This is a genomic window from Pseudomonas sp. MPFS (assembly GCF_022537035.1).
In the GTDB taxonomy this organism is placed as follows: Bacteria; Pseudomonadota; Gammaproteobacteria; order Pseudomonadales; family Pseudomonadaceae; genus Aquipseudomonas; species Aquipseudomonas sessilinigenes.
This window is the reverse complement of record NZ_CP066123.1, coordinates 4,698,224-4,720,961: the sequence shown is the minus strand read 5'-3', so window position 1 is coordinate 4,720,961 and position 22,738 is coordinate 4,698,224. Positions and strand designations below refer to the sequence as shown.

Annotated in this window: 7 protein-coding genes; 2 read left to right on the top strand and 5 right to left on the bottom strand. The window is 62.4% G+C overall.

Annotation, left to right across the window (positions count from 1 at the left end; all coding sequences use genetic code 11):
• Nucleotides 1-7 precede the first annotated feature (7 nt).
• Entirely contained in the window at nt 8-13,246 is a 13,239-nt protein-coding gene (locus tag I9018_RS21570) for a non-ribosomal peptide synthetase (RefSeq protein WP_241107468.1), read from the top strand.
• A gap of 354 nt (nt 13,247-13,600) precedes the next feature.
• Here the strand turns inward: I9018_RS21570 and I9018_RS21565 are convergent, their stop codons facing one another.
• Both I9018_RS21565 and I9018_RS21560 read right to left on the bottom strand, forming a co-directional pair.
• Nucleotides 13,601-16,081 (bottom strand): TonB-dependent siderophore receptor, encoded by a 2,481-nt coding sequence (locus tag I9018_RS21565; RefSeq protein WP_241107467.1) that lies wholly within the window; start codon nt 16,079-16,081, stop codon nt 13,601-13,603.
• A gap of 95 nt (nt 16,082-16,176) precedes the next feature.
• Nucleotides 16,177-17,829 carry a cyclic peptide export ABC transporter gene (locus I9018_RS21560; protein WP_241107466.1) on the bottom strand — a complete coding sequence of 551 codons (1,653 nt, stop codon included), beginning with the start codon at nt 17,827-17,829 and terminating at the stop codon, nt 16,177-16,179.
• 204 nt (nt 17,830-18,033) lie between these two features.
• Here I9018_RS21560 and I9018_RS21555 point away from each other — a divergent pair, with 204 nt between their 5' ends.
• Nucleotides 18,034-18,891 (top strand): N(5)-hydroxyornithine transformylase PvdF, encoded by an 858-nt coding sequence (locus tag I9018_RS21555; protein ID WP_124348146.1) that lies wholly within the window; start codon nt 18,034-18,036, stop codon nt 18,889-18,891.
• Nucleotides 18,892-18,950: 59 nt separating this feature from the next.
• Here I9018_RS21555 and I9018_RS21550 read toward each other — a convergent pair whose 3' ends face one another.
• Genes I9018_RS21550 through pvdM form a run of 3 tightly spaced genes read right to left on the bottom strand, consistent with a single transcriptional unit; the run spans nt 18,951 to nt 22,570 of the window.
• On the bottom strand, nt 18,951-19,844 hold the full coding sequence (locus I9018_RS21550) for a formylglycine-generating enzyme family protein (protein WP_124348145.1): 894 nt from the start codon (nt 19,842-19,844) through the stop codon (nt 18,951-18,953).
• 35 nt (nt 19,845-19,879) lie between these two features.
• Nucleotides 19,880-21,175: an aminotransferase class V-fold PLP-dependent enzyme gene (locus I9018_RS21545; RefSeq protein WP_124348433.1), complete on the bottom strand. Its 1,296-nt coding sequence runs from the start codon at nt 21,173-21,175 to the stop codon at nt 19,880-19,882.
• A 21-nt stretch (nt 21,176-21,196) separates the two neighbouring features.
• Nucleotides 21,197-22,570: a pyoverdine-tailoring dipeptidase-like protein PvdM gene (gene pvdM / locus I9018_RS21540; RefSeq protein ID WP_241107465.1), complete on the bottom strand. Its 1,374-nt coding sequence runs from the start codon at nt 22,568-22,570 to the stop codon at nt 21,197-21,199.
• Nucleotides 22,571-22,738 lie beyond the last annotated feature (168 nt).

The following is a 22,738-nucleotide window of genomic DNA, read 5'->3' as shown; positions in this document are numbered from 1 at the left end:
GTAGTACATGCAAGCTTTAATCGACTCGGTAGGCACGCTTTCTGCCAAAGAAAGAAAAGCCCTGGCGATTTTGCTTAAAGAAAAGGGCATCAACCTCTTTGGTATCGCTCCTATCTGCAGTCGTGGCGCCGATGAGGCGCCGGTTCTCTCCTATACCCAGGAAAGCCAATGGTTTCTCTGGCAATTGGAGCCCGATAGCACCGCCTACCACATCACCACGGCGTTGCGCTTGACGGGGCAACTGGACCTTGAAGCCTTGCATCATGCATTCGATAGTTTGATTGCCCGGCATGAAACCCTGCGTACTACTTTTTCCGAAGAAGATGGCATTGCAGTACAAGTGGTCCATCCGCCTGCGCCGTTGGCTATCGAGATCATCGAATTGCACGCCGGCGGCCTTTCTTACGAGGCTCAGGTCCATGCACTGACCGATAGCAAGAGCCAGCCGCCCTTCGATCTGCGTAATGGCCCGCTGTTGCGGGCCAGATTGCTACGGGTAGCGGCAGACGAACATGTGCTGGTCTTGACCCAGCACCACATCGTTTCCGATGGTTGGTCGATGGGGGTGATGGTTGACGAACTGATCCAGCTCTATGCCGGTTACCGCCAAGGACGTACGGTCAGCCTGCCGGACCTGCCGATCCAATACGCCGACTATGCCAACTGGCAGCGCCAGTGGATGGATGCCGGCGAGCGTGAGCGGCAGTTGGGTTACTGGCTGGAACAACTGGCCGGAGAGCAGCCGCTGCTGATGCTACCGCTGGATCATCCTCGTCCGGCGATCCAGAGCTATCGCGGAGCGTTGCTCGATATCCCGTTGCCGGAAGATCTGCGGGTCGCTCTCAAGCAACTGGCGCAACGTGAGGGGGCGACCCTGTTCATGTTGTTGCTGGCTTCGTTCCAGGTCCTGCTGCACCGCTACAGCGGCCAGGCGGACATCCGCGTCGGCGTGCCAACCGCCAACCGCAATCGGGTCGAGACCGAGCGCCTGATCGGCTTCTTCGTCAATACCCAGGTACTCAAGGCCGAGATCGATGGGCAATTGGGTTTCAGAGATTTCCTGCAACAGGTCAAGCAGACCGCGCTGATGGCCCAGTCCCACCAGGACTTGCCTTTCGAGCAGTTGGTGGAAGCCTTGCGTCCCGAGCGTAGCCTGAGCCATAGCCCGCTGTTCCAGGCGATGTTCAACCACCAGACCGCGGTCAAGAAGGGCGGGCAGAGCCAGCGCCTGGACGACCTCAGCATCGAGACCCTGAGTTGGCAGGGGCGCGCCGCGCAGTTCGACCTGACCCTGGATACCTTCGAAGCCGAGGACGGCCTGTGGGCCTCGCTGACTTACGCCACCGACCTGTTCGAGGCATCCACCATCGAGCGTCTGGCCCAGTCCTGGCTGCAGTTGTTGCAGGGCATTGTCCAGCAACCCGGGCAGCGCCTGGGGGACTTGCCGCTGCTGGGGGTTGCCGAGCAGAACCGGCTGCTGCACGAGTGGACCCCGGCCACCGGCGAGTTTGTCGGCGAGCACTCTGTACACCAGTGGGTGCAAGCCCAGGTCCAGAAAACTCCCGACGCCGAAGCCCTGCTATTTGCCGGCCAGTGCCTGAGCTACCGGGAGCTCAATGCCCGGGCCAACCGTCTGGCGCACAAGCTGATCGAGCTGGGTGTGGGGCCTGAAGTGCGGGTCGGCGTGGCCTTGCAGCGCACCCCTGAAATGGTCGTGGCGCTGTTGGCGGTGCTCAAGGCCGGTGGCGCCTATGTGCCCCTGGACCCGGACTATCCACAGGATCGCCTGGAGCACATGCTGCGCGACAGTCAGGCGCAGATCCTGCTGACCGAAAGCGCATTGCTGTCGCTGCTGCCGTCCGTGGAGTCCTTGCAGACCCTGCAAGTGGATGCCCAGCCGGGCTGGCTGGACGGCTACTCGATAGATAATCCGGCGCCGCGAGGTACGCCAGACAATCTGGCCTACGTGATCTACACCTCCGGTTCCACCGGCCTGCCCAAGGGCGTGGCGATTGCCCACCGCAACGTGCTGGCGCTGATCGACTGGTCGCAACGTGTGTACAGCAGCGAAGACCTGCAAGGGGTGCTGGCCTCGACTTCGATCTGCTTCGACCTGTCGGTGTGGGAGCTGTTCGTGACCCTGTCCAGCGGCGGCTCCATCGTCCTGGCCCGCAACGCCCTGGAGCTGCCGGAGCTGGTGGATCGTGATCGGGTGCGCTTGATCAACACCGTGCCCTCGGCGATTGCCGCGCTGCAGCGCAGCGGGCAGATTCCGCCTAGCGTACGGATCATCAACCTGGCGGGTGAGCCGCTGAAACAGGCCCTGGTGGACAGCCTCTACCAACAGGCGGGGCTGGTGCATGTCTACGACCTGTATGGCCCTTCGGAAGACACCACCTACTCGACCTACACCCGGCGCGAGGCGGGAGGGCAGGCGAATATCGGCCGGGCCATCAGCAATACCCAGAGCTACATCCTCAGCCCGGACCTGCAACCGATGCCGGTGGGCAGTGCCGGTGAGCTGTACCTGGCTGGTGCCGGGGTGACTCGCGGTTATCTGGCACGCCCAGGGCTGACCGCCGAGAAGTTCGTGCCCAATCCGTTCTCCAGCGACGGTGGCCGGGTGTACCGCACCGGCGACCTGACCCGTTACCGCGCCGATGGGGTGATCGAGTACATCGGCCGTATCGACCATCAGGTGAAGATTCGCGGCTTCCGTATCGAACTGGGGGAAATCGAAGCGCGGCTGGTGCAGCAGGCAGCGGTGCGCGAGGCTTTTGTCCTGGCTCATGACGGTGAGAACGGCCAGCAATTGGTGGCTTATATCGTGCCGAGCGATGCCGCTATGGCGGTGGCAGGGGAAGCCCAGGCTGCCCTGCGCGAAAGCATCAAGACTGCGCTGAAGGAACACGTGCCGGACTACATGGTGCCGGCGTACCTGCTGTTCCTCGAAGCGCTGCCCCTGACCCCGAATGGCAAACTCGACCGCAAGGCCCTGCCCAAGGTCGACGCCCAGCAGATGCAGCAGCTCTATGTGGCGCCGCAGAGCGAACTGGAGCAGCAGATCGCGGCGATCTGGGCCGATGTGCTGAAGCTTGAACAGGTGGGTGCGACCGACAACTTCTTCGAACTGGGCGGTGATTCGATCATCTCGATCCAGGTGGTCAGCCGCGCGCGGCAGGCCGGTATCCGCTTCACCCCGCGGGATCTGTTCCAGTACCAGACGATACAGGGGCTGGCGGCGGTGGCCGAGCAGGGCGAAGGCGGGGTGCAGATCGACCAGGGCCCGGTGCGTGGCGCGACTGCGCTGCTGCCGGTGCAGCAGTGGTTCTTCGAGCAGCCCATGAGCGAACGTCATCACTGGAACCAGTCAGTGCTGCTCAAACCGGTCCAGCCGCTGTGTGCCGAAGTGGTAGAGAGCGCCTTGCAGGCGCTGCGGGTGCAGCATGACGCCTTGCGGTTGCAGTTCCGCCAGGAGGCTGATGGCTGGTCGGCGCGTTTTGCCGATGCCAGCCAGCGGCCGGAGCTGCTCTGGCAGGTTGCGGTGGATAGCGCCCAGGCCATGGAGCAGCCGGCGATCGAGGCGCAGCGCAGCCTGAACCTGCAGGACGGGCCGCTGCTGCGGGCCGTGTTGTTCAGCCTGGCGGACGGCAGCCAGCGTCTGTTGCTGGTGATCCACCACCTGGTGGTGGACGGCGTGTCCTGGCGGATCCTGCTGGAGGATCTGCAACTGGCCCACACTCAACTCAGCGCCGGCCAGACCCTGGCGTTGCCGGCCAAGACCAGCTCGACCCAGGCCTGGGCCGAGCAGATGCAGGCCTATGCCCAAGGTGCGGCGCTACAGGAAGAACTCAAGTACTGGCAGGCCCAGTTGCAGGGTGTCAAGTCGAGCCTGCCGCTGGACCGCCCGGTGACCGCATTGCAGAACCAGCACGCCAGCAGCCTGAGTTCACGTCTGGACAAGGCCCATACCCAGCGCCTGCTGCAGGATGCCCCGGCGGCCTACCGCACCCAGATCAACGATCTGCTGCTCACGGCCCTGGCCCGGGTCATCACCCGCTGGACCGGTGAAGCCAGTGCCCTGGTGCAGTTGGAAGGCCACGGCCGCGAAGACCTGTTCGACAGCATCGACCTGACCCGCACCGTAGGCTGGTTCACCAGCATGTTCCCGGTGAAGCTCACGCCCCAGGCATCCCTGGCTGATTCGATCAAGTTCATCAAGGAACAGCTGCGGGCGGTGCCGAACAAGGGCATCGGCTTTGGCGCCCTGCGTTACCTGGGGGATGCTCAGGCGCAGCAGACCCTGGCAGCCCTGGCTGTACCGCGTATCACCTTCAACTACCTGGGCCAGTTCGACGGCAGTTTCGACGAGCAGGATTCCCTGTTCAAACCCAGCGGTGAAGCCAAGGGCGACGACCAGAGCCCGCTCGCCCCGCTGAGCAACTGGCTGAGCCTGGATGGCCAGGTCTATGGCGGCGAGTTGAGCCTGAACTGGACCTTCAGCCAGCAGATGTTCGATACCGCCACCGTGCAGCGGCTGGCCGACGACTATGCCGAGGAACTCAAGGCGCTGGTGGCGCATTGCTGCACACCGGAGCAGGCGGGCGCGACCCCGTCGGACTTCCCGCTGGCGGGCCTGAACCAGCAGCAACTGGATCGCCTGCCGGTGTCGATGGCCGGTGTCGAAGACCTCTACCCCCTGTCGCCGATGCAACAGGGCATGCTGTTTCATACCCTCTACGAGCAGGCGGCGGGCGACTACATCAACCAGCTGCGGGTCGACGTGGACGGCCTCGATCCGCTGCGCTTCCAGCAGGCCTGGCAGGCGGCCATCGATCGGCATGACATCCTGCGCACCGGCTTTATCTGGCAGGGCGAGGTGTCGACGCCGCTGCAAGTGGTGCACAAGCACATTGCCCTGGACTGCACCGAACATGACTGGCGCGGCCAGCCGCAGCAGCAGGAAGCCCTGGAGACCCTGGCCGCCGCCGAGCGCCAGCGTGGCTTCGAGCTGGATGCGGTGCCCTTGTTGCGCCTGACCCTGGTGCGTATCGACGAGCAGCGTTACCACCTGATCTACACCAACCATCACATCCTGATGGACGGCTGGAGCAATTCGCAGTTGCTCGGCGAAGTGCTGCAACGTTATGCCGGTCAACTGCCGAGCCACGCGCCGGGCCGTTACCGGGATTACATCGCCTGGCTGCAACGCCAGGATGCCCAGGCCTGTGAAAGCTTCTGGAAAGAACAACTGCAGACGCTGGATGAACCGACCCGCCTGACCCAGGCGCTGTCCCGGGTCGCGGACATTGCGGCCGGCACCGGCCACGGCAAGCACCATCGCGAGCTGGATCTGGCACAGACGGCTCGGCTTGGCGAATTTGCCCGGCAGCAGAAGGTCACGGTCAACACCCTGGTGCAGGCGGCGTGGCTGCTGTTGCTGCAACGTTGCACCGGGCAGGAAAGCGTGGTGTTCGGCGCCACGGTGGCGGGGCGCCCCGCGGAGCTCAAGGGCATAGAGCAGCAGGTGGGCTTGTTCATCAACACCTTGCCGGTGGTGGCCACGCCACGCCCGGACATGACCGTGAGCCAGTGGTTGCAGGCGGTGCAGAACCGCAACCTGGCCCTGCGCGACTTTGAGTACACGCCACTGTACGAAGTGCAGCGTTGGGCCGGGCTGGGTGGGGATGCGCTGTTCGACAACATCCTGGTGTTCGAGAACTACCCGGTGTCCGAGGCCCTGGAAAAAGGCGCTCCGGCGCAACTGCGCTTTGGCGCGGTGGGCAACCACGAGCAGACCAACTACCCACTGACCGTCGCGGTGAACCTGGGGGCGAGCCTGTCGTTCGAGTTCATCTATGCCCGTGAATCTTTCTCCGAACCTTCAATGGTGCAGTTGGGTGGGCACTTGCAGGGCCTGTTGCTGAGCCTGATGGAGCATGCGCAAACCGGCCTGGGTGAGTTGCCATTGCTGACGCAGGACGAGCAGCATCGTATCCGCGAGGACTGGGACCACACCGATGTGGTCTACCCGACCCACCGTTTCGTCCACCAGCTGTTCGCCGATCAGGCGGCCAAGGCCCCGGATGCGCCAGCGGTGTTCTTCGCCGAGCAGCGCCTGAGCTATCGCGAGCTGGATATTCAGGCCAACCAACTGGCGCACAAGCTGATCGAACAGGGCGTTGGCCCGGAGGTGCGGGTGGCCATCGCCATGCCGCGCTGCGCGGAAATCATGGTGGCTTTCCTGGCCGTGCTCAAGGCCGGTGGGGTCTATGTGCCGCTGGACATCGAGTACCCTCAGGACCGCCTGCGCTACATGATGCAAGACAGTGGCGCGTGGCTGCTGCTGACCCAGAGCCACTTGCTGGATCGCTTGCCGATTCCTGAGGGTCTGCCGACCCTCAGCGTCGAAGGCGCGGCTGATTTTGCGGCTTACCCGGTGACCAGTCCGCAGGTGGAACTGGCCGAGGAAAACCTCGCCTACGTGATCTACACCTCCGGCTCCACCGGTTTGCCCAAGGGCGTGGCGGTGTCCCACGGCCCGCTGGCCATGCACAGCCTGGCCACCGGCGAGCGTTATGAAATGAGCCCGGCGGATTGCGAGCTGCACTTCATGTCCTTCGCCTTCGACGGCTCCCACGAAGGCTGGATGCACCCGCTCATCTACGGTGCCAGCGTGCTGATCCGCGACGATAGTGTGTGGTCGCCGGAATTCACCTACGAACAGATGCATCGCTACGGCGTCACCGTGGGCGTGTTCCCGCCTGTGTACCTGCAACAACTGGCGGTGCACGCCGAGCGCGACGGCAATCCGCCGGCGGTGCGGGTCTACTGCTTTGGCGGCGATGCGGTGCCCCAGGCCAGTTACGATCTGGCATGGCGAGTGCTGCGTCCGAAGTACATCTTCAACGGCTACGGCCCGACTGAGACGGTGGTTACGCCATTGATCTGGAAGGCCAAGGCGGGCGATCCGTGCGATGCGGCCTATGCGCCTATCGGCAATATCGTCGGCAATCGGAGTGCCTATGTGGCCGATGCCAACCTCAACCTGTTGCCGGTGGGCGTAGCGGGTGAGCTGTACCTGGGGGGCCTGGGCGTGGCCCGGGGTTACCTGGATCGTCCGGGGCTGACGGCCGAGCGTTTTATCCCTGACCCCTACAGCACCACCGGTGCCCGGTTGTACCGCAGCGGTGACCTGACGCGCTACCGTACCGACGGCCTGGTGGAATATGTGGGCCGTGTCGACCATCAGGTCAAGGTGCGGGGGTTCCGTATCGAGCTGGGCGAGATCGAAGCACGCCTGCTGGAGCAGGACCCGGTGCTGGAAGTGGCGGTAATCGCCCAGCCCGGGCCGAGCGGTCAGCAACTGGTGGGCTACATCGTGCCGGTGGACGCTGACGTGGCGTCGAGCAACGAGCGCCAGGCGCAGTTGCGCGAAAGCATCAAGGCGCGCCTGCGCGAGAGCCTGCCGGACTACATGGTGCCGACTTATTTGCTGTTCCTCGAAGCGCTGCCGCTGACGCCAAACGGCAAGCTGGATCGCAAGTCACTGCCCAAGGTCGATGCGCAGTTGATGCAGCAGACCTATGTGGCGCCGCAGAACGAACTGGAACAACAGATCGCGGCGATCTGGGCCGATGTGCTGAAGCTTGAGCAGGTGGGCGTCACCGACAACTTCTTCGAGCTGGGTGGCGACTCGATCATCTCGATCCAGGTGGTCAGTCGGGCCCGTCAGGCCGGTATCCGCTTCACCCCCAAGGACTTGTTCCAGCACCAGACGGTGCAGGGGCTGGCCACGGTGGCGGAGCAGGGCGAGGGCGGTTTGCAGATCGACCAGGGTCCGGTGCGTGGGCAGATGCCGCTGCTGCCGATCCAGCAGTGGTTCTTCGAGACACCGGTGCCGGAACGGCATCACTGGAACCAGTCGGTGCTGCTCAAACCGCTACAGGCGCTGCAAGCCCAGACCCTGGAAAGCGCCTTGCAGGCCCTGACGGTGCAGCACGATGCTCTGCGCCTGCGCTTTACCGAACATCAGGGCACGTGGAGCGCAGCCTTTGCCGATGCCGATGAGCCGGTGCAACTGCTGTGGCAGGCCAATGTCGCCGACGCCCAGGCGTTGCAACAGTTTGCCGAGCAGGCCCAGCGCAGTCTCAACCTGCAGGAGGGGCCGCTGCTGCGGGCCGTGTTGTTCACCCTGGCCGACCAGAGCCAGCGCCTGTTGCTGATCGTCCATCACTTGGTGGTGGATGGGGTGTCCTGGCGAGTTCTCCTGGAGGATCTGCAAGCCCTGTTGGGCAATCAGGTGCTGCCGGCCAAGTCCAGCTCGACCCAGGCCTGGGCCGGGCAGTTGCAGGCCTATGCCAGCAGCGCGGCGTTGCAGCAAGAGCTGGGTTACTGGCAGGCGCAGTTGCAGGGTGTCGAATCGAACCTGCCCTGCGATCACGGCCACGACGGGTTGCAGAATCAGCACGCGAGCAGTGTCGAAACCCGGCTGAACAAGGGTGATACCCAGCGCCTGTTGCAGGACGCGCCGGCGGCCTATCGCACCCAGATCAACGATCTGCTGCTCACCGCCCTGGCCCGGGTCATCACCCGCTGGACCGGCCAGGACAGCGCCCTGGTGCAGTTGGAAGGCCACGGCCGTGAGGAGCTGTTCGACAGCATCGACCTGAGCCGCACCGTGGGTTGGTTCACCAGCGTGTTCCCGGTGAAGCTGACGCCGCAGCCGGCCCTGGCCGACTCGATCAAGTTCATCAAGGAGCAACTGCGCGCGGTACCGAATAAGGGCCTAGGTTTTGGCGTCTTGCGTTACCTGGGTGATGAGGCCGCACAACAGACCCTGGCTGCGCTGGCGGTGCCGCGCATCACCTTCAACTACTTGGGTCAGTTCGACGGCAGTTTCGATGACCAGCAGGCATGGTTTGCCCCGGCCAATGAGGCCAAGGGCGACGACCAAAGCCTGCTCGCACCCCAGGGCAACTGGCTGACCCTCAATGGTCAGGTCTATGGCGGTGAGCTGAGCCTGGGCTGGAACTTCAGCCGGGCGATGTTCGATAGCGCCACCATCCAGCACCTGGCGGATGACTACACCCGGGAGCTCAAGGCGCTGATCGAGCACTGCAGCCAGCCCGAGCACCGTGGCGCCACGCCATCGGACTTCCCTCTGGCCGGCCTGAGCCAGCGACAGCTGGACCGCTTGCCGCTGGCCCTGGCCAAGGTCGAGGACCTTTATCCGCTGTCGCCGATGCAGCAAGGCATGCTGTTCCATACCCTTTATCAAGAGGAGGGTGGCGACTACATCAACCAGCTACGAGTGGACGTGGACGGACTCGATCCCCAGCGCTTCCGCCAGGCCTGGCAGGCAACCATCGAGCGCCATGACATCCTGCGCAGCGGTTTCCTCTGGCAAGGCGAACTGCCGGCGCCGATCCAGGTGGTGTACAAGCAGGTCGGCCTGGAGTGTGCCGAGCACGACTGGCGCTCGACGCAGCAGACCCCGCAAGCCTTGGACGCCTTGGCGGCGACCGAGCGTCAACGGGGTTTCGATCTGGCCGCTGCGCCCCTGCTGCGCCTGGCCCTGGTGCGCACTGGCGAGCAGCGCTACCACCTGATCTACACCAACCACCACATCCTGATGGATGGCTGGAGCAACTCGCAGTTGCTCGGTGAAGTACTGCAACGCTATGCCGGTCAATTGCCGCAGCACCTGACCGGGCGCTACCGCGACTACATCGCCTGGCTGCAACGCCAGGACGCAACCCTCAGTGAGCATTTCTGGAAACAGCAACTGCTGGGGTTGGATGAGCCGACCCGTCTGGCCCAGGCCTTTGCTGGCGGTGCACGCGCACCGCTGGAGGAGGGCCATGGCAGCCATGGCTGTACCCTCGACGAGGCCCAGACCCGCAGCCTGGGCGAGTTTGCCCGCCAGCAGAAGGTCACGGTCAACACTCTGGTGCAGGCCGCCTGGCTGTTATTGCTGCAACGCTGCACCGGACAGGACACGGTGGTGTTCGGCGCCACCGTGTCTGGCCGGCCGGCAGAACTCAAGGGTGTGGAGCAGCAGATCGGGCTGTTCATCAACACCTTGCCGGTGGTGGCCGCGCCGCGTCCGCAGTTGTCAGTCAGCGACTGGTTGCAGGCTGTTCAGGAGCGCAATCTGGCCCTGCGCGATTTCGAACACACGCCGCTGTATGACGTGCAACGCTGGGCCGGCCTTGGGGGCGAGGCGCTGTTCGACAACATCCTGGTGTTCGAGAACTACCCGGTGTCCGAAGCCCTGGAGAAAGGCTCGCCGGCACAGCTGCAATTTGGCGCGGTAGGCAATCATGAGCAGACCAACTACCCGCTGACGTTGTCGGTGTTCGTCGCTGAACGCTTGTCGTTCGACTACAGCTATTCGTACCAGCACTTCAGTGGCGCAGTGATCCGGCAACTGGCCGAGGGCCTGCAGCATCTGCTGTTGGCCATGATCGGTAACCCCGGACAGTGCCTGGGAGATCTTTCGCTGCTCAGCGACGGGCAACGGGCGGCGGTTGAGCAAGAGTCCCGCCGGGCGGCCGGCCAAGTGGGCCGGGACCTGAATATCCACCAGTTGATCGAAGCCCAGGCCGCGCGCACTCCGGATGCCGTGGCGCTGCTGTGCGCCGGTGAGCAACTGAGCTATGACCAGTTCAACCAGCGGGCCAATCAGTTGGCCCATAAGCTGATCGAGCAGGGCGTGGGCCCGGATGTGCGGGTGGGTATCGCCGTGGAGCGCGGGCTGGACATGATTGTCGGCCTGCTGGCGGTGCTCAAGGCGGGCGGCGCCTACGTGCCGCTGGACCCCGAGTACCCCCAGGAGCGCCTGCACTACATGATGCAGGACAGTGGCATCCAGTTGCTGCTGACCCAGTCGCCGCTGCTGGAGCGTTTGCAGGATGGCCTCGCGGTGCCGTACCTGTGCCTGGACCAGGCTCCCGTCTGGCTGGCCGGTATGGCGCAGGGCAACCCGCCTGAACGCAGCAGCGCGCAAAACCTGGCCTACGTGATGTACACCTCCGGTTCCACCGGCCGGCCCAAGGGCGTGGGGATTACCCACAATGCCTTGAGCCAGCACGCACGGGCCACCGCCAACTATTTCAACATGACGGCTGCGGACCGTGGCTTGCAGTTCTCCACCTTCAACTTCGATGCCTTTGTCGAGCAGCTGTACCCGGCGCTGATCCGTGGTGCTTCGGTGGTGATTCGCGGCAAGGAGCTGTGGGACAGCGAGACCTTCTACCGCGAGCTGATCGAGCAAGGCATCAGCATCGTTGACTTGAGCACTGCCTACTGGTTCATGCTGGGCAAGGACTTCGCCGCCAAGGGGCCGCGGGACTTTGGTCGCCTGCGTCAGCTCAACCTGGGGGGCGAGGCCATGCCGGCGGAAGGCGTGGCGGCGTGGAAACAGGCCGGCCTGGATCAGGTCTGCCTGCTCAACACCTACGGGCCTACCGAAGCCACCGTGAGTGCCACGGCCCATGACTGCGGTGCCTACCTGAAGGGGACCGAGCCGCTGCCGGCGGTGATTCCACTGGGCAAGGCCCTGCCAGGCCGTTCCATCTACCTGCTGGACAACAGCGGCAACCTGCCGCTCAACGGTGTGATTGGCGAGCTGATGATTGGTGGCGACCTGCTGGCCCGGGGTTACCACGACCGCCCAGGCCTGACCGCCGAGCGTTTCATTCCCGATCCGTTCAGCAGCGATGGCGGTCGTCTGTACCGCACCGGCGACCTGGCCCGTTATGACGCCGAAGGCGTGATCGACTACGCCGGGCGCATCGACCACCAGGTGAAGATCCGCGGTTTCCGCATCGAGATGGGCGAGATCGAAGCGCGGCTGCTGGAGCTGGCTCAAGTACGCGAGGCAATTGTGTTGGCCCAGGACGGTGCGAGCGGGCCGCAACTGGTGGCTTACGTCGTGCCAGCCGCGCAGGTGGCGGCCGATACGCCCGAGGCCCAGGCGCAATTGCGCGAGCAATTGAAGGGGGCCCTCAAGGAGGTGCTGCCGGACTACATGCTGCCGGCGCACCTGCTGTTCCTCGAAATGCTGCCATTGAGCCCCAATGGCAAGCTGGACCGCAAGGCCCTGCCCAAGGCCGATGCCAGCCTGTTGCAGCACGCCTACATCGCTCCACAGAGCGAGCTGCAACAGCAGGTCGCCGCCCTCTGGAGCCAGGTGCTGGGCGTCGATCAGGTGGGCCTGGACGACAACTTCTTCGAGCTGGGTGGGCATTCCTTGGATGCCTTGCGCCTGATCGGCGCCATCAACCAGGCACTGGCTGTGCAACTGAGCATCAATGCGCTGTTCACTGCGCCGACCGTGGGGCAACTGGCTGGCCTGATCGCAGCCGGTCATCCCGACAGTGCGCAGAATGTCATCGCCCTGGGCGGTTCTGGCCAGCCGCTGTTCTGCTTCCACCCGGCGGGGGGCAGCGTGTATGGCTACCTGCCGTTGGCGGCGCAGTTGCGCGACCGTTGCGCGGTGTATGGCGTGCTGCACCAGGCCTACCTGCAAACCGACTGGAGCGAGGTTTCATGGCAGGCCATGATCGAGCGCTATGTCGCCAACATCCGCCAGGTGCAGCCGACAGGTCCTTACTACCTGGCAGGCTGGTCCCTGGGCGGCTCCATTGCCATGGACGTGGCCAGCGAACTGGAGGCGGCGGGAGAGACGGTGCGTTTCCTCGGCCTGCTCGACCCGACACCGCCTCAGGGCGCCGGGGACGATCAGGTCCAGACGCAGGAGATGCCAGTCACTGTGACGGCCGAGTCCGAGTGGCAGGCGATCATCGACAAGCTCTGCCAGCAGTTCCCGGGCAGTGCGGAGATGATCGAAAGCCGCTTGAGGCGCGAAGCCGAGCTCGACTGGCAGAGCATCCATGGCTGGGTAGCCGGCAATATCCCCCTGGCTCCCGGCGAGCTGGATCGGGTGGTGGGGCTGTTCAAGGCCGAGTTCGATGCTTCGTTGGTCAGTAGCGTATTCAATGACTTGAGCAGCTTGTCCGCAGCTTATGTTTATCGTCCATTGCAGGTTGTGCCACAACTGTGGTGGTCCCGTGATTATCAGGATAAGCAGATTGTGCGAATGGAGCGGGCCATGGGAAGTGAAGTGCTTGGCAGAGAGGTCCTGGATTCGTTCAGGACGTTGGCCCGCCATGAGGAAATGGTCGCTGATCTTCGCTTGCTGGAGAGCTTCGAGGAGCGGTTGTTGAGCTGCTTGAACTGAGCCACCGACAAAGGCCTGGATCGGCAACGATCCAGGCCTTTGTCGTTTCTGGAGTATGGCACCGGCTGCAGGTGGAGTAGGTCGCACACCTTCTCTTTCATTCAGGCACTGGAGTGGTTTGGATGCTGAGCCGATAGCCATTCATCCCGCGTGCAGTCGGCTACTTGCAACCTCCGGCAACGAAGGCGCTAGCGCGTTGTATTGAGCGCTTGTCCCGGGAATCGAAAACAGGGAGATAGATCGCTAAGGAGCAGAGGCCGCAGACCGTTCGAGGACGGTATCAGGCTGATGCCGTTGGTGCGGTGCCATGGGGACCGCCCTGGTCGAGGGCGGTCTCTGGCGAGGTTGGAGGGATCAGAGGGACCAGCGGACGGTGACCATGGCGTTGCGCGGATCGCCGTACAGGTTGTTGCCATAGTCAGTGTTGCTACCGATGGTCCGGTAGTAGCGCTTGTCGAAGATGTTGTTCAGGTTCAGGCGAACGTCCAGGTTTTCCGTGGCTTTGTAGCTGGCCATAAGGTCGACCAGGGTGTAGGCCTTCTGTTCTATGCGGTAGTCGTATGGTGGTGGGCCATCTGCACTGTTGGTGCCCTTGTTGTAGATGGTGTTCTGGCTATACATGCCACCACCAATGGTCCAGCGATTGAGGTCGCCTGGAAGCTGATAGGTGGTGAACACCTTGAAAATGTGTCGAGGGATGTCGGTACTGAACAGGCGTCCTTCCTTGTTCTTGTCGCTATCCTTGGTGTACTTGGCGGCAGCATAGGTATAGCCGGCGCCCAACTCCCAGCCAGGTATCAGCGAACCGTTGATTTCCAGGTCGATGCCTTCGCTGCGTACTTCACCTGCTGCCTCATAGCATGTGGTTCCCCGCGGAGTACATTGATTGGAGTTCAGCTGTTTGGCGCGATTTTGCTGATCGATACGGAAAATCGCCGCGCTGGCATTCAGGCTGCCATCAAAGTATTCGCCCTTGATGCCGATCTCGTAGTTCTTGCCCTCGATAGGCTTGATTGCGCTGTTGGACGCATCGAGCTCGGTCTGCGGCTTGAAAATATCGGTGTAGCTGACGTAGACCGAATGGTGCTGGTCCAGGTCATAGATGGCGCCTGCATAGCGGGTCAGATTACGCGTCACTTTATTGGGGCGGCTGGAAGAGTAGGGTTTGCCGTTCCAGGCGGTGTAGACGTCATAGTCGTACCAGTCCAGTCGGCCGCCGAGAATCAGTTTCAGGTCGTCGGTAATGCTCAGGCGAGTAGTGACATAGGCCGCTTCTTCGTCGCTGGTACGGCGTTGTACCCAGGGAGTGGCGCTCATGTCTGGCTTGGGGATGCCGCTGGGGTTGTAGATGTTGGTATGGGTCGCAAGGTCGATGGGGTTGCCCTTGCCCTTGAACGAAAGATCACGCCTGCTGGCACCGACCACCAACTCGTGGGTACGCCCGAACAGCGAGAAGGGACCGGTGACATAACCGTCATAGCTGTTCTGCTGGTCTTCGTATTCGTAACGCCCGATGTTCTGGCCGAATTCGTCGTAGTTGGTACCCATACGCAGCGGAATGGAACCGTGCATTTTCAGGTCCGACCAGCTCTTGCTGGCGGCCAGAAGCATTTTCCAGCTATTGGCGAAGCGGTATTCCAGTCGGGTGAACGCGGTGGTGTTGTCCTGGTCCCAATATTCCCAGTCGCTGCCCAGGTAGCTGGAGCGTTTAAGATGTAGGTCGCTGCCGTCACGTCCAACGGGCAGGCCGGCCCAGGCGCTGTTGTTGTTAGCGTTCTGGTTGGAGGCGCCGAAGGTGAAGGTGGTATTTTCATTCAGGTCCGCCTCGGTGATGGCATAGAACACCGAACGCTCGGAGCTGACGAAGTCCTGGAAGCTGTCCTTGGTCTGATAGGCGGTCACCACGCGACCGCGCAAGGTGCCGCTTTCGTTGAGCGCGTTGGAAGCATCGAACTCAGTACGATAGTTGTCCCAGCTGCCGGCGCTACCGGTGATGGTGACCCGTGGTGTGGCGGTTGGACGTTTACGCACCATGTTGATCGCCGCAGACGGGTTACCCGAACCTTGCATCATGCCAGTAGCGCCACGCACTACCTCTACTCGATCGAAGATTGCCATGTCCGGAGCGGAGTTCATGTCTCGGGTCAGGTAGTGGCTCAAGTCGTTGGGCAGGCCGTCGGTCATCAGGTTTTCGACGGCGAAACCGCGGGAATAGAAGGTCGAGCGTTGCGGGCCTGCCTTGGTCACCGCAATGCCGGGGGTAGCCCTGAGTACGTCTTCCAGGGACTTCATGTTCTGGTCATCCATGCGCTGGCGGGTGATGACCGTGACCGACTGCGGGGTTTCCCGGGCCGATAGCGCGAGTTTGCTGGCGGTCTGCATCTGACCCGTGGTGTAGGAGCCAGTGTCTTCGGTAGTGACTCCCAGGCTCTGGCCACTGATGGTGCTGGTTCCCAGCTCCAGCGAGCCGACGGTGGCACGATTGAGAATGGTGATCGAGTTGCCCTTGAGGGTGTAGGCCACCCCCGTGCCATTGAGCATGGCCGCGATGGCCCGCTCCGGCGAATAGCTGCCGCTGAGGGCGTTGCTGCGCTTGCCCTCCACATCGTCGGGACTGTAGAGCACTTGCATGTTGGCCTGGCGTCCGAATTCTTGCAGGGCAGAGGCCATGGATTGCGAGGCAATGCTGAATTGGATTTCCTGGGCCTGAACCTGCGCCATCAAGGGCAAGGTCAAGGCCAGACCCAAGGTGCGGGAAGCCATTTTTGGCGAGAACGCTTGGCAAAGTAGCGCTTTCGTCAAAGGAGACAAACGATGTTGTGCGGGCATGCTCATATGCTCTTGTAGATCCGGCAGATGTAATGGTTGCTAATGCTAGTGATTCTCAATTCCTGTAATAGGACGCACCACTTGCCATAAACCGGAAACAATCACGCCGGTTGCAGTTCAGTCAGGACTCGTCCGGCCTTCATGCGCACCAACTGGTCGGCAATGTCGAAGTAGCGATCGTCGTGGCTGATCACGATGATGGTCTTGCCCAGGCGCTTGAGATCGGGCAGCAGCTCGGTATAGAAAATCCGCCGGAAGGCCGGGTCCTGGTCGGCGGCCCATTCGTCGAACACCAGCACCGGGCGCTCTTCCAGCCAGGCATTGACCAGGGCTAGGCGCTTGCGCTGGCCGGTGGACAGGTCGGTGGTGGTGAAGGCGCCATCCTTGACGCTGACCTTGTGGGCGATTTCCAGGCGGTTCAGGTACTGGGTGGCGACATCCAGCGACTTGCCGGCGTTGCCCTGGACCAGGTCGTCGAACAGGTAGTAGTCGGCAAATACCGTGGTGAACAGTTGTCGGTAGTTGTCCCGGGCCTGGTCGGTCACGGTTTCACCGTTGAGGCGGATCTCCCCGGATTGGGGCTGGTACAGGCCCAGCAACAGCTTGATCAGGGTAGTCTTGCCGCAACCGTTCTCGCCGACGATGAACACGATGTCGCCCTGCTTGATGCTCAGGTTGATCGGTCCCAGGTGGAACGGTTCGCTGCCCTCGACCGCTGGAGGGCTGTAGCGCACCTCGCGCAGTTCCAGGCTGTGCACTACCGCTTGCGGCGCTTCGCTGTCGTCCATCAGCAGGTGCGGTTCGGGGGAGGAGAAACGCTCGGACAACTCGCTGATGCGGGCGAACGCAATCTTTGCCTTGCCGACGATAGGCAGGTAACCGACCACATGTTCAAGTGGCCCCTTCATGTACAGCAGCACCAGTACGAAGCCGGTGATGACTGCGGGGTCCGGGTTCGGGTAGTAGGCCTGCATGGCCAGGGCCAGGCCGATGACGACGAAGAACAGCATCGAACCGAAGCTCTTGGCCAGGATGTAGATGTTCACCGAGCGCACCTGGATATCGCTGATGCGATCTGCGGTTTCCTGGATGCGATGGGTGTTCATGCGGAAACGCCGTGGTCGGTGGATGCGCAGTTCCTTGGCGCCCGAAGCAATGGCGTTGTAATACCGCTGCAACTCGTCCTCGTGGTCCCGGGCCTCATCAAAACCCTTGATGCCCTTGCCACCCGCCACCAGTTGCACGCTGGTGCCGATGATGATGGCTACCACCATCATCAGGAACATCGGTACCGACAGGTAGGCCAGGTAGCCCAGGCAGCCCAAAGTGACCGTGGCGGCAATGGCCAGGGGGGTGAAGGCGAAGGAAAAGTCACTGATGGTGTCGACGTCGTGGGTCAGTACCGGGATCAGGCGGTGGGAGCGGTAGCGCTCGATCTGGGTGATGGGCGCCGAGAGCACTTTCTCTCCCAGGTCCTTGCGCAGGGCGGCGATGATCCGCTGGCCCACGTAGTTGGTGCCGACGTCCGAGACGATCGAGCTGACCAGGGCCAATGCGCAGAGTGCGGCGAAGGTCAGGACCACGCCCTGGGTCATGCCACCGGCCGAATGCAAGGCGTTGTTGATGGTGGCCAGCAGCAGGGTGATAGCCAGGCCACCGGCCATGCCCAGGGCAACGGAAACCAGCACTATGCTGCGAAAGGGCCTGAGCAATGCGAGCAGGCCTTTGAAGGCGCCGCGCTTGGGGTCGGTCATAAGTACTTCCCAGAGAGTGGATAGAGGGTCGGGCACACGGACCCTTACCCCTGAACAAACGAAGCGTCGCGGCGACTATTTAGCTTTGTCGGCCACCGCCGGGCGCAGGCGTCCCGGATAAATTGCCCGGAGCCTGGTTCGTTCTAGTTCTGTGGGCGCACGTGTATCGACGCAGTGCCTGATCCATTGAGCGAGAGCGAACGAATGACGAAGAAGAATCTGGTGTATGTCTGGTCCCTGCGAAACGCCGCGGCCGACAAGGCGGGGCAGCCGGTGGCCTACAAGGACCACGAGCGCTACATGAAATCGGTGCTGGAGTCCCTGGTGGAGGCGTTGAACCAGACGCCCCTGGGCGAGGCCTACAACCTGGTGGGCGTGGTCTACGACGATGACGAGCAGTCGCCACGGGACCAGAAGCTGGTAAGCGACTATGGCTTCGCCTACCAGCCGGGGCGCCAGTGGCTGTATCCGGCGGACCTCGCCGTGCAGGGGCGCTTGGTCAACGACCTGCTGCTGAGCGTGCCGTCTACCTATCGCCGCCATCCGCGCGGTAGCGCCGAGCACATTGCCGGCAAGCAGGACTTCGAGCGTCGCCTGTACGACACCCTGGTGGAGCTCAAGGCCGATATCGTGGTGCTGGATGGCTTGCTGGTGATCCTCGACGAGCTGGTGCGCCCGGGTGCGCCGTTCGCCCGGCGGATCATGAACATCCACCCGGGCATTACCCGCATCGAGTCGCCCTATGAGCGCCGCGGTGCCTATGCCACCTGGAATGCCTTGTATGGCGCCCGGGGCGAGAAGGTGGTGGATTGGGCGACCCGGGAGACCGTACCGACCGAGCCGCTGTACCTGACCGGGGCTTCCTTCCACTACGTGGACAATGGTATCGACTCCGGCGAGGTCTTCCACGACGTGCTCAATACCGAGATTTCCCCTGAAGACACCATCCTCGAATTGCGCTGGAACAACTTCAACAACAGCCTGTTCCCGGCCTTGCACGAGGGGCTGGCGTTGTTGGCCAAGCAGCTTGAGCCGCAACAGGTTGCCCAGCCCCTGGCCTAGGTCTGAGGCTGACGGTGGTCAAGCGCTGTATCGCGCTTGACCACCGTCGAGCGAGCTTGTCACGGGTGGCTGGCCCCTGGTTGTTCAAGTTCGCGCACCACCCGGAAACTCAGCCAATCGCCACGGACTTCGCGCTTGCGACTGTTGCGATTGCCCGAGCGTGAAAATACCGGTGCTTCACCCCAATCATTGCCGCGGATCTGGGCGTCAAGGCAAACGCCTCCCGATGCCTCCATCCAGGCGCTGCCATCGGTGGGAGCTCCGACATAGTCCGGATGCCAGCAGTCGGCCACCCACTCATAGACATTACCGTGCATGTCGTACATGCCGAAGGCATTGGGTGGGTAGCTGCCCACTGGGGCGCTATAGCTGTACCCGTCCTTGGGGCCATAGGTATTGGCATGCTTGGTGATTTGGTACTGGCCTTCCTCATCGAATGGGAAAGGGAAGGAGCCGGTGCTGCCCGCCCGTGCGGCATATTCACGTTCGGCTTCGCTGACCATTCGATAATGCTTGCCGGTTTTCTTCGATAGCCATTGGGCATAGGCCTGGACGTCGGAATAGTCTACGCATACGGCGGGCTGGCGCGGTCCTTGTGCGTAGCTTGGTTTGCTGGCCTTGCACAGGCGGCCGGGGCGGTCATCACCATCCTTGACCACGGCCCCCGCTTCGCGGATATAGGCATCCAACTCGGCGGCGGTTACGTGGAAGCGACTCATGGCGAAGGCTTTCTTGAAGGTCACGGTATGTTGTGGGCCTTCATCGGGTTCGCGGCCGACTTCGTCTTCGGGGGTGCCCATGACAAAACTGCCGGCGGGCAGCACTACCATTTCCGGACAGTTCTTGCAGTCTTTGAACACGCTGCCGGGCTTGGGTGGTTCCACTGCTTGTGCGTTGAGGCTGATCAGGCAACCAATCAGCGCGGCCAGGGAGGAGTAGGCGACGGGTTTCATCAATCAATAACCTTCAATGTAAGAAAAAGACAGGGTCAGGAGGTCTTGCCGCGCAAGCGCTTGCCTAGCAGGTCTATGGTGCGGTCGATGTCTTCCTCGCTGTTGAGTAGTCCGGGGGCCATGCGAACCACCGGCCCTGCATCGCGGTACACGGCGTCGACCAGGACGCGGTTCTTGATCAGCCAGGCGGCAGTGGCATCGGTGTCCAGGTTCTTGCCGCGGAAGAAGGTGAAGCCGGCCGAATGCTCTGGGCTCAGTGGGGTCACCAGTTCTATGCCGGGATACTCCAGCAGTCGCTGCTTGAGATAACTGTTGAGCTCATGGATGCGTGATTGGATATTGGCCTTGCCTAGTTGCATGTGCAGTTCAAAGGCTTGATCCACGGCCCAGCGGTGCTCGAAGCTGTGATAGCCGCCGGGGGTCATGATGGTGGCGAAATCCTTGTTCTCGGAAAACGTCGCCGTAATCGGGGTCAGGTGCTCGAGTTTTTCCGAGCGGGCGCAGAAGATCCCGGTGCCCCGGGGGCCGAACATCCATTTGTGGGTGCCAGCAACGAAGAAGTCGCAATTGAGGTCGGCGAAGCTGATGTCTTCCACGCCGAGCCCGTGTACACCGTCGACGCAGTACAGGATCCGTTCGTGTTCGTTACGGTTGCGGTTGTGACGCTCCACCAGTTGGCCGATCTCGCCTATGGGCAGTTTGACGCCGCTGCCCGATTGCACCCAGGTCATGCCCAGTACGCGAGTGTTGGGGCGAATATTGCGCTCGATGTTCCCCAGTACTTCATCGGTGGACATGTGGTGGGGAGACTTGAACAGCTCGATCGTACGCACCTGGGTACCTTCGCGCTGGGTCCGGTACTTGAGCACATTCCGGGTCGAGTAGTGCTCATGCACTGTCGTCAGTATCTCCTGTCCAGGACGCACGTGGATGCCGCCATACAGCATGGCCAGGCCCTCGGTGGTGCTGCCGGTCAGGGCTATCTGGGTGGGTTTGATCTGCAGGTAACGACCCACACTTTCGCGTACCTGGGCTTCGCGCTGCCAGGTGTACTCAGTGTCGTAGTCCATCGCCAGCGCAGGGTTGCGGTCCAGCACCGCGCGGTATTTCTCGATGGCCTCGCGTACGGGCCTGGGGTGTGAGGTGATCAGGAAGTTGGAGAGATGGATATAGTCAGGGTCAAGATCGAATAGTTGGCGCAGCTGGTTCCATGTCGAAGTGCTGGTTGCTGGCGGACGGGCCGCCTGTGTGGAGGCTAACGCTAGGTTGCCCAGAGGCATGGCTGCGGCCAGCAGGCCTGCTTGCTTGAGGAAGGTCCGGCGATTGGTCACGGGAATTCTCATGGTCATGGTTCAACCGGCGGTGCCGGGTTGTATGGAGGTCTTGACGGGCTTGGCCAGCTTCTGCACTTGTTCCCAGACGCGCAGGTAGTTCTCACCCCAGAGCTTGGCGATCTCGATGTCCGTGTAGCCGCGTTGAATCAGCTCTGCGGTGACGTTGCGGTTGTCCGCCACGCTCATCCAGCCGTTGACGCCGCCACCTTCGTTGAAGTCGGAGCTGATGCCCACGTGATCGATTCCGACCTTTTTCACCGTGTAGTCGATGGCATCGACATAGTCCTTGAGGCTCGCTTTGGGTTCTTCGTCGAGGATGCCGTACAGCGAACTGGCATATTCACCAAAGCGTTGTTCCGGCCAGATAGTGATGACAGCGTCTCCTGGCATCAGGGCGTTTTCCAGTCCTTGCAGTGGGCCCAGATCGAAGCGCTGGCGCAGTGCGTTCAGCTTGTCCAGGGTCGGCTGGCTGAGTGGGCGCAGGTAGGTGGAGAACCCCACTACCTGAATGACGCCTCCTGTAGCCTTGATGACTTGCAGTTCCTTGTCGCTGAGATTGCGTGGGATATCCACTAACGACCTGGGGGCGGAGTGCGAGGCCACTATCGGAGCTCGGGTCAGGGCTGCAACATCCTCCAGGGCCTTGCTGGACATTTGCGAAACGTCGATTACTACTCCCAGGTCATTGAGCCGCTCCACAGCCTGCTTGCCGATGGGCGAGAGACCTCCGAGCGCGTCCCGGGTGTCATTGAAAAATGGCAAGGGGCGCGAAGAGTCAGCCCAGTCGTTGTTGCCGACATAGCTGAAGCCGAACAGGCGCATGCCGCGGGCGGCCCACTTGTCCAGCTCGTCGAGATCGTTCCCCATGGCATAGGCGTTGAGCAGGCTGATCACGACAGCCAGTTTGCCTTCGGAGGCGATGCGGCGCAGGTCAGCGGGGGTGTAGGCAATGGCGGCCTGGTTGGGGAAGTCGCGCACCATGCCCTGGATGATCCGGTAACGGGTCTCGCGCTGGTGACGAGCTTCTTCGATGAAGCCAGTAGTGGGATGGTGGGGGGCGTTGGGGCCGTTCCACATCTCCGGCCAGGCGAGGATGCTTAGGGCGGCTCCGGACATCCTGCCGCGTCCGGCCTTTACCAGGTCGAACTGACGATGAGTGTCCTTGTCCGCTTCGCTGCCCTCGGTGCCGAAGTCCAGCGGTACGGTGATATGGCTGTCGAAAGAGATGATGCGTTCTTGCAGGTCGTTGGCGTGCTTGACGATTTCATTGGGGTAGGACACGCGATCCTTCCAGTAGTAATGCCAGGCCGTTCCGGCCCCAACCCCGAGGGCGGCGACGATCAGTATCAGCAGGCTCAGGTAGAGGGTTTTCTTTCCAGATATTTTGCTCATTGCTATCCCAGTCGCAGGCGGGCTGATGACGGGGTCGGGCGTGAGGAGGCTGCGCTTACAGGCCCGACCTTTTTGTGCACATCTATCCGCGATAAACGAGCTGGTGGGTGGCAAATTTAGCCATCCGGATTCGGCGCGCCGGTAAATTTCCCTGCAAATCCAACGTTC

Excerpts from the sequence above, each read along its gene's own strand:
- I9018_RS21570 (WP_241107468.1), top strand. The coding sequence starts at position 8 with ATGCAAGCTTTAATCGACTCGGTAGGCACGCTTTCTGCCAAAGAAAGA.
- I9018_RS21565 (WP_241107467.1), bottom strand. The coding sequence starts at position 16,081 with ATGAGCATGCCCGCACAACATCGTTTGTCTCCTTTGACGAAAGCGCTA.
- I9018_RS21560 (WP_241107466.1), bottom strand. The coding sequence starts at position 17,829 with ATGACCGACCCCAAGCGCGGCGCCTTCAAAGGCCTGCTCGCATTGCTC.
- I9018_RS21555 (WP_124348146.1), top strand. The coding sequence starts at position 18,034 with ATGACGAAGAAGAATCTGGTGTATGTCTGGTCCCTGCGAAACGCCGCG.
- I9018_RS21550 (WP_124348145.1), bottom strand. The coding sequence starts at position 19,844 with ATGAAACCCGTCGCCTACTCCTCCCTGGCCGCGCTGATTGGTTGCCTG.
- pvdM (WP_241107465.1), bottom strand. The coding sequence starts at position 22,570 with ATGAGCAAAATATCTGGAAAGAAAACCCTCTACCTGAGCCTGCTGATA.